Origin of the sequence: Sphingomonas sp. CCH9-E2, from assembly GCF_001557215.1 — a bacterium.
Classification (GTDB): domain Bacteria; phylum Pseudomonadota; class Alphaproteobacteria; order Sphingomonadales; family Sphingomonadaceae; genus Sphingomonas.
Window position 1 is genome coordinate 1 of the sequence record NZ_LSJM01000236.1, and the last position, 7,387, is coordinate 7,387.

Annotated in this window: 6 protein-coding genes; 3 read left to right on the forward strand and 3 right to left on the reverse strand. The window is 65.9% G+C overall.

The genetic code is table 11. The features are described 5' to 3' along the window. The coding region (locus AX681_RS22475) for an SGNH/GDSL hydrolase family protein (RefSeq protein ID WP_197424280.1) at nucleotides 1-788 on the forward strand (788 nt) is incomplete at its 5' end. Between the two features lie 209 nt (nucleotides 789-997). On the opposite strand, the gene AX681_RS11110 is transcribed toward AX681_RS22475, so the two are convergent. Beyond that, the gene (locus tag AX681_RS11110; RefSeq protein ID WP_066656861.1) at nucleotides 998-1,195 is read right to left on the reverse strand and encodes a hypothetical protein; all 198 of its coding nucleotides are present in this window, start codon (nucleotides 1,193-1,195) and stop codon (nucleotides 998-1,000) included. A gap of 316 nt (nucleotides 1,196-1,511) precedes the next feature. Here AX681_RS11110 and AX681_RS11115 point away from each other — a divergent pair, with 316 nt between their 5' ends. Next, complete coding sequence (locus tag AX681_RS11115; RefSeq protein ID WP_156442598.1) at nucleotides 1,512-2,489, forward strand: hypothetical protein; 978 nt, start codon at nucleotides 1,512-1,514, stop codon at nucleotides 2,487-2,489. A gap of 48 nt (nucleotides 2,490-2,537) precedes the next feature. Here the strand turns inward: AX681_RS11115 and AX681_RS11120 are convergent, their stop codons facing one another. Continuing rightward, nucleotides 2,538-5,033 (reverse strand): TonB-dependent receptor, encoded by a 2,496-nt coding sequence (locus AX681_RS11120; RefSeq protein WP_066656879.1) that lies wholly within the window; start codon nucleotides 5,031-5,033, stop codon nucleotides 2,538-2,540. 114 nt (nucleotides 5,034-5,147) lie between these two features. After that, nucleotides 5,148-6,728 carry a tetratricopeptide repeat-containing sulfotransferase family protein gene (locus AX681_RS11125; protein WP_231733656.1) on the reverse strand — a complete coding sequence of 527 codons (1,581 nt, stop codon included), beginning with the start codon at nucleotides 6,726-6,728 and terminating at the stop codon, nucleotides 5,148-5,150. A 91-nt stretch (nucleotides 6,729-6,819) separates the two neighbouring features. Between AX681_RS11125 and AX681_RS11130 the strand changes: the two genes are divergently transcribed. After that, the coding region (locus tag AX681_RS11130; protein WP_156456077.1) for an amino acid permease at nucleotides 6,820-7,387 on the forward strand (568 nt) is incomplete at its 3' end.

Sequence of the window (7,387 nt, forward strand, 5' to 3'; positions counted from 1 at the left end):
CGCTCACCGTCACGATCGCGCTTGGCAGCGCCTTCATCGCCACACGCGCGCGGCCGAGCGATCCGGCCGCCCGCGTGGCGGCGTGGCTCGACTATATGGGCAGCGACGCGCATCGCGCCCAGTTCCGCACTGGCAGCTGCTTCATCGACGCGCCCGATCAGACACTGCATCCCGAATGCGTTGCGCTGCGCGGCGACCGATCCAACGTGCTGCTGCTCGGCGACAGCTATGCCGCGCATCTCTGGCGCGCGTTGGCCGAGCGCTTTCCTGAAATCAATCTGATGCAGGCCAGTGCGACAACATGCCCGCCGGTCGTTGGCACGCGCGGTGCGCGTTACTGCACGCGGCTGATCGAGAATATGCTCGACGGCCTTGCCACGGATGCCCGGGTTTCACGGGTGGTCCTCGCGGCAAGCTGGCAGGTCGGGGATATCGAACGGCTCGAATCCACGATCCGCGCCCTCCGCGCAAAGGGGGTCGCGGTGACCGTTATCGGCCCGGTCAACAAATATGATGGCGAGGTGCCCCGCCTGCTCTCCACGGCGATCCGCGGCGGCGATCCCGCGGCGATCCAGCGGCATCGGCGCGACAGGCCGGTCAAGGTGGAACGGCTGCTGCGCCCGCGTGTCGAGGCGGCCGGCGCGCGGTACATCTCATTGATCGATATCGAGTGCCCTGGCGGTCGCTGTCGTCCGCTTACCCCAGATGGGACCCCGTTCCATTTCGATGGCGCACACTTCACCCCCGCTGGCGCGCGCGTCCTGGCAGAGGGTATTGCCGCGCTCTAGGCACGCCGCCACAGTGCGCTGCCAGCATCAGACGGGATGTCGGATTTCAACCACCGTGTGTGGAGAGCGTGGCCAGCGCGGCGCGCAAGCTGAGTCAGGCGCAGCGTCTGGCCGCCGTCCATATTGCGACTTTGCATGGCCGGGCAACTTTTCAAAGAGACTGCACGCGCATCGTCCTAGGTCTGTCGGGCGGAATCCATCATGGCCATCTACGCGCAGCGCCAAGCGAAGGTCGCGATCCAGTCGTCGGCGATGCAGACGGTGCCGGTGAAGCGCGTTCCCTGCCCCAGCGGGCCCACATCCACGCACAGCGCTGCGTGAAAATCCCGACCGTTCCGGTCGAAGCTGATCTCGACCTCATGAAATTCGGGAAAGCCCCCGCTCAACCGATGCTGGGCCTTGAACATGGCGCCTTGGCGCTGAACAGCAGCCGGTCGTGCCAGAGCGGACGACCGCAGATCGCGGCCCGCTCCGACGGTCGCAGCACATGCTCAGCGCCCTGGGCTGCGGCGGGCATGGCGTCATACCGGGGACCGCAATGTCGGAATGGAAGATGAGGCCATAACCCTTGCCCCAATGACTCTCATCCATCCCGTTGCGCCTCCAACTCGCAGCACGACGACAATGCGGGGGACATCGTCCCCACAAGCCGGGCTGGAATTCACCCCTGATCTTGATATGCGCAAGCGATGCAAGACCGAAACCAGGGATCGACGCCGCCCGATGTTCGATGAAGCGGCGCAGGAACGGATCTCGCTCGCGCTCGCGCGGCAAGCCTATGCGCGGCGCGAAGTGCGGCTGGTCGAGTCCGACCTGAGCGACATGCCGCTGCTGGTTGCATCGCGCCAGGGCCTGTTCGTCGCCGATCGCCGACAGGCCAAGCTGATCGCGAATGGCCTGTTCTTCGGCATCACGCTGCGCGACGACCTGATCTACGCCTTCGAATCCTGTGATCTTCCCTATGCGCGCACCAACCTTGGCCGGATCATCCGGCTGCGTCGGCGCGGCGGAACGATCGTCGAGCGCGATGTCTTCGCCGAGGGGCTCGACAATGGCTGTCACCAGATCGATTTCGTCGGCGACCAATTGTGCGTCCTCGACACCTATAATCAGCGCATTCTGACCTTTACCGAAGATGGCACGCCCGTCGACATTCCCCAGCCGCTCGCCGCAGCCGAACACGGTGCGTGGCAGCGCGGCTATCATCACGCGAACGCGATCCTGGCGGTCGACGACCGGATCCTGCTCATGCTGCATAACGGCGTCGAACGCGGCGACCGATCGAGCCAGATCCTGGTGCTCGATCGGAACTGGCGTCGCATAGGCGCGTGGGACTTGCCCCATGGCGGATGCCACGATCTCGCGTGCCTGCCCGACGGGACGCTGCTTGCGTGCGGGTCGCCCGCGGGGGAGTTGATCGCGCTCGACGGCCGCGGCCAGCGGATCACCGCGATGATGACGCGCGGTCTTGCCGTGAGCGATCGCGAGATCGTGGTCGGCGCATCGCAATTCTCGTCGCGCAGGGCGCGCACCCGCGCGCGCGGCGCGCTCTATTTCCTGGATCCAAGCTGGCGGGTGATGCACGAACTTGCCCTGATCGCCGCGCCGACCTGTGTGATGTGGCTCGACCGGGTCGATTACGGATGCTGGCACCCATCGGCCCGATTGCCGTCCACACCGCTGGCCGCAGACGCGGGCTGATACCCGGCCGCGACGTTACCCATCGCGACCGGGAAAGCCGACCCGCCCCTAGAACCGTGCGCCGAACCGCAGCCCGATCGTGCGCGGGGTGATCGGCACGATATAGGGTCGCTGATCGCAGGCACCGCATTGTTGGAAGCGGGTGATCTGACCGCGTTCATCCCAGATATTCTGCGCGAACAGCTCGAAGCTGTAGCTCGAGAGTTCGTAGCCGAAGGCGAGGTTCCCGGTGGTATAGGGTTCGAGCCTCCCGAGCGCGGCCGCCTTGGCAACGCGAATGTCCGATGACGCCGCGCTCTGGTAAGCGATCAGCCCCTGCACATAGCCGCGTCCCGACCCCATCGGCACCGAGTAGCGCGCGGTGCCCGCCAGTTTGACGCGCGGCGTGACCGGCAGGCGGGTCCCCTTTGGCGCCAGCACATCGGTGCCGGTCCCGCTACAAATCTGGGTCGCACACAGGTCCTGCCGCGTCTTGGCATCGGTGAACGCGCCCGACACGGTCAGGTTGAGCCCGCCAAACGTGGCGTTGGCATCCATCTCCACGCCATAGATGCGCGCATCCGGGCCGTTCTGGATGATCGTGAAGCTGTTCGGGCCGAGGAACGAGAACTGGAAGGCCTTCCACTCCTGCATATAGACCGCGCCGTTGAAGCGCACGCCATCGATCGGCGTCGTCTTCCAGCCTAGCTCGTAATTGTAGAGCTTGTCGGCGGAATAGGGCGCAACATCGCCACGCCGGTTGATGCCGCCGGGGCGGAAACCGCTGGAGGCGGAGGCATAGAAGAGCAGCCCGTCCTGCGGCTTCCACGTCATGTTGAAGCGATAGGTAATGCCCTGCCCCTCGGTCTTCTTGGGCAGCAGCCGACCGCTGGCGTACGTCGCGAGATTGGTGCACGGACTGCCGGCGACACTTGCCGGAAGCAGCGTGTTGGTGGGGGCGCCCGAAAGATAGGCGTCGCGCAGCGTTTGCCCGTTGGTGAGATAGCAGCCCGCGACGCCCGTGCGCGAACTGCCCGCCGCGTTGAACGGCGACGCGGTGTACGGGCGCCCGTCGCCCGGATCGACCCCGGGATTGCGGCCAAAGCCGAAGAAACCGATCAGCGAGTTATCGTAGATGTAACCGCGCGCACCGGCCGTGAAGGTCAGTTCCGGCGTGAGGTCGAAACTCGCCTCACCAAACATCGCATAATCCTTGTCGACGCGATGCTGCTGGGTCAGCCACAAGGTGCCCGGCGACCCATTCACGGAAACAGCGCTGCCAAGACCCGGGATCTGATAGTCCTGATGGATGAAGTTGGACTGGCGCTGATAGAACAGGCCCGCGACGACGCGGAAACGATCCGTGGCCGGGGAGGCAACGCGGAGCTCCTGGCTGGTTTTCTTGAAGTGGTCGCTGCCGATGACGACCTGACGCGGGTCGATCGTGTTGCCGGCATTGTCCAGATAGTAGAAATAGCCGGCCAGCCCGCCGACCGAGGCGTAGAGATTGTCATACGCCTCCGAATAATCGGTGTAATCGCTCGACGAGGCAGTCTTGCGGTCGAGATAGGCACCGGCATAGGTCACGTCCCAGTTGCCGATCTTGCCCTCGATCGTCAGCGCGCCCTGGATGAAGCGGTCGCGGCGATATTCGGGGTAGAAATGCTGCACCTGAAGGTCGCCGACGCGCGGGTCATAAGCATAGGTGCCATGCGCGCGCATCTCCTGGTACAGCACGGTCGGCGTGACGGTCCAATCCTCGTCGAGATCGACCTTCAGCGCGGCGCGGCCGCCCCAGATGTCGGTGTCGTTATAATTGTCCTCGACGAACGCGTTGTTGTTGACGGTGATGCCGCCCGGGGTCGGCAGGAAGCTGCGCGTCCCCGGCACATTGTCGATATAGCCCGCGTCACGCTGGTAGAAGCCGACGACGCGCAGCGCGATGCTTTCGGCAAGCGGCGTGTTGACCATGCCCTCGATCTTGCCGCCCTGCCCGCCATGCGCGACGGTGTTCACCTCCGCATCGATCCGCGCATCGAAACCCGCGGTGTCCGGCTTGTTCGTGATGATGCGGATCGTGCCCGCCTGACTCGACGCGCCATAGAGCGTGCCCTGTGGGCCGGAGAGGCTCTCGATGCGCGCGATGTCGTAGATATGCACGTCGAGCGTGCCGCCGATCGTCGTCACCGGCTGCTCGTCCAGATAGCTGCCGACCGAAGGGAGCGAACCCGAATGGTTGCCGTCACCGCCGGACGCGACGCCGCGCATATAGACGGTGGTGGAGCCCGGCTGCGACGTCTGGAACGCGACCGAGGGCAGAAGCTGGGTATATTCGTTGAAGTTCGAGATGTTGAGCTGATCGAGCTTGCGCGTGCCGATCGCCTGGATGCTGATCGGAACCGACTGGATATTTTCGTCGCGCTTCTGCGCGGTGACGACGATCTCGTCCTGATCGGGGGGCAAGTCGGGGGCAGGTCGGTCCTGGGCCTGGGCAGTGGTGGGCAGGATCAGCGCCGTCGACGCGAGCAGCCCGGATAACACGGCACGACGCACTGAAATGACCATATCGGCCCCCATTTTATTGCTTTGTCACGCGAGACTGTGGTGCGGCGCAACAAAGGTCAATTGGGGCGATAGGCAGCGCTGAAAATCTTCGGCAATTGTGACGTTTCTGCAACGTTACAGATTTGCGGGGGCGTCCGGGTAGCAATCGGTGACGTCGCCCAGCGCCGCGGCGAGCGGGGCGAGATGCCGGGCAAATGGCCGCCAGGCGCGGTCGCCGCCGGTAAAGATCGGCTGGCGCACCTGTTCCGAACTCGCGGTGCGCACCGCGCGCTCGGTCTCGTGAAAGGCGAGGCAGGCGGGTTCGAACGCGACACCGCAGGCATCGAGCAAGCGGCGCACTTCCGTTTCGGTATCCGCCACCAGCGCCTCATGGATCACGCGGTGGACGCGGCCAGGCTGGACACGGTCGAGATGCGCCATCAGCCGCACATAATCGCGATAGTAGCGGCCCATATCGTCGAGCGCGTAGCTGAATGCCTGGCCCCGGGCGAAATGCTGCTTGAAGTTGGAGAAGCAACAGGCGCGCGGCTCGCGGCGGGCGTCGATGATTACGGCATTGGGCAGGATCAGGCGGATCAGCACGACATGCGCCCAGTTGTTGGGCAGCTTGTCGATGAAGCGCGGCCGGTCGGTCCGACGCTGGACGGCAGTGCGGCGCAGATACTCCGCGCCCAGTTCGCCTGCGCGCCCGGCGGTCAGCGTGGACAGACCATGCGGATAGTCGGAAATGCGCCGCGCCAGCGCGGGCAGGTCGGGCAATTCGGTCGTGCCCTCGATCGCGCTGTGGCTGGCCAGAATCTGCTCGATCAGCGTCGACCCTGCGCGCGGCATGCCGAGAATGAAGATCGGATCGCGCGCGTCGGATCCCCAGCCCGCGCGCTCGGCGAAGAAGCCAGGGGTCGCCAGCGCAATGCAGTCGTCGACGAACCGCTCGGTCTCGTCGGCGTCATAGACAAGCTGCGTTCGGCGCAGCGCATTTCCCGCCGCGTAATGGCCAAAGGCGCGGTCCGCTTCCCCGCGATCCTCGCACGCCTTGCCCAGCGCGAAATCGAGATGGAACCGGTCCTCGTCGCCCAGGTCAGGGGCGGCGCGGGCGGCCTCCATCGCCGCAATGTCGGCGTCGTCGAACCGCACCGTCTTGAGGTTTGCGAGGCTCCACCACGCCTCACCCAGGTCCGGCCGCAGCGCGATTGCACGGCGATAGGCGGCGATGCCGTCCGACTGCCGCCCGACGGTCTTGAGCATATGGCCATAGCTCATCCACAATTTGGGCTGCTCGGGCGCCTCGGCCAGCACGCGCTCGTACAGCGTGATCGCCTCCCCGAACGCACCGAGCCGGCCCAGCGCGGCGGCCTTGAGATTTGCGTGACCGGGATGATCGGGCTCGGCATCGATTAGCGCGTCGAGTTCGGCCAGCGCCTCTTCCGCGCGGTTCTGGCGGTACAGCACCAGCGCCAGGTTGGCGCGCGCGGCGGTGAAGGCCGGTGCCAACTCGACCGCCCGACGCAGCAAATTCTCGGCATCCTTGAGCCGCCCGATCCGGCCCGCGAGTTCGGCAAGCATGCGGATCGCGCGGGCGTCGAACGGGTCGCGCTTGAGATAGGCCTTCAGCCCGCGCTCGGCTTCGGACAGGCGGTTGTCGTGCAGCGCCAGCGCCGCGTCCATGAGATCGGGTGAGAAGCGCGTCGCGGTCATCGCGCATGATGATCATGCCGCGGCGCAGCGATCAAGCGCCGTCCGTATTTTTCGTGCTGGACGAACGCCGCTGCGCTCGCGACAACATTGCATGGCCGATGCTGCCCCGCCACCGCCACGTCGCGCGCTCGGCTTCTGGCCGACGCTGGCGCTGGTGGTCGGCAACATGATCGGATCGGGCATCTATTTGCTGCCCGCTACGCTCGCGCCGCTGGGGACCAACGCGCTGATCGGCTGGGGCGCGACGATTGCCGGGGCGATGACGCTGGCGTTCGTGTTCGCCCGGCTCGCGGCAAAGCTGCCCTGCGCGGGCGGCCCCTATGCCTTTGCCGATGCGGCATTCGGGCCGGTCGTCGGCTTCGCGGTTGCGTGGAGCTACTGGATCCTGATCTGGGCGGGCAATGGCGCGCTGGCGATCGCAGTGGTGAGCGCACTCAGCGTGCCGTTTCCGGACATCGCGAGCGGGCCGCCGGCCTTCTTCACGGCGCTGCTGCTCGTCTGGACCTTGGTCGCGGTCAACATGCGCGGCGTGGTGCTGGCCGGGCGAATCCAGCTGGTGACGACGGTGACGAAGCTCGTCCCGCTGGTTGCGGTGATCCTGCTCGCGCTCTGGCTGCTGCTCGCCAAGGGCGGGTCGGCAATCGCGGCCAACCCGCCGG

Coding starts and splice junctions, on each gene's coding strand:
- AX681_RS11110 (WP_066656861.1), bottom strand. CDS start 1,195: ATGTTCAAGGCCCAGCATCGGTTGAGCGGGGGCTTTCCCGAATTTCAT.
- AX681_RS11115 (WP_156442598.1), top strand. CDS start 1,512: ATGTTCGATGAAGCGGCGCAGGAACGGATCTCGCTCGCGCTCGCGCGG.
- AX681_RS11125 (WP_231733656.1), bottom strand. CDS start 6,728: ATGACCGCGACGCGCTTCTCACCCGATCTCATGGACGCGGCGCTGGCG.
- AX681_RS11120 (WP_066656879.1), bottom strand. CDS start 5,033: ATGGTCATTTCAGTGCGTCGTGCCGTGTTATCCGGGCTGCTCGCGTCG.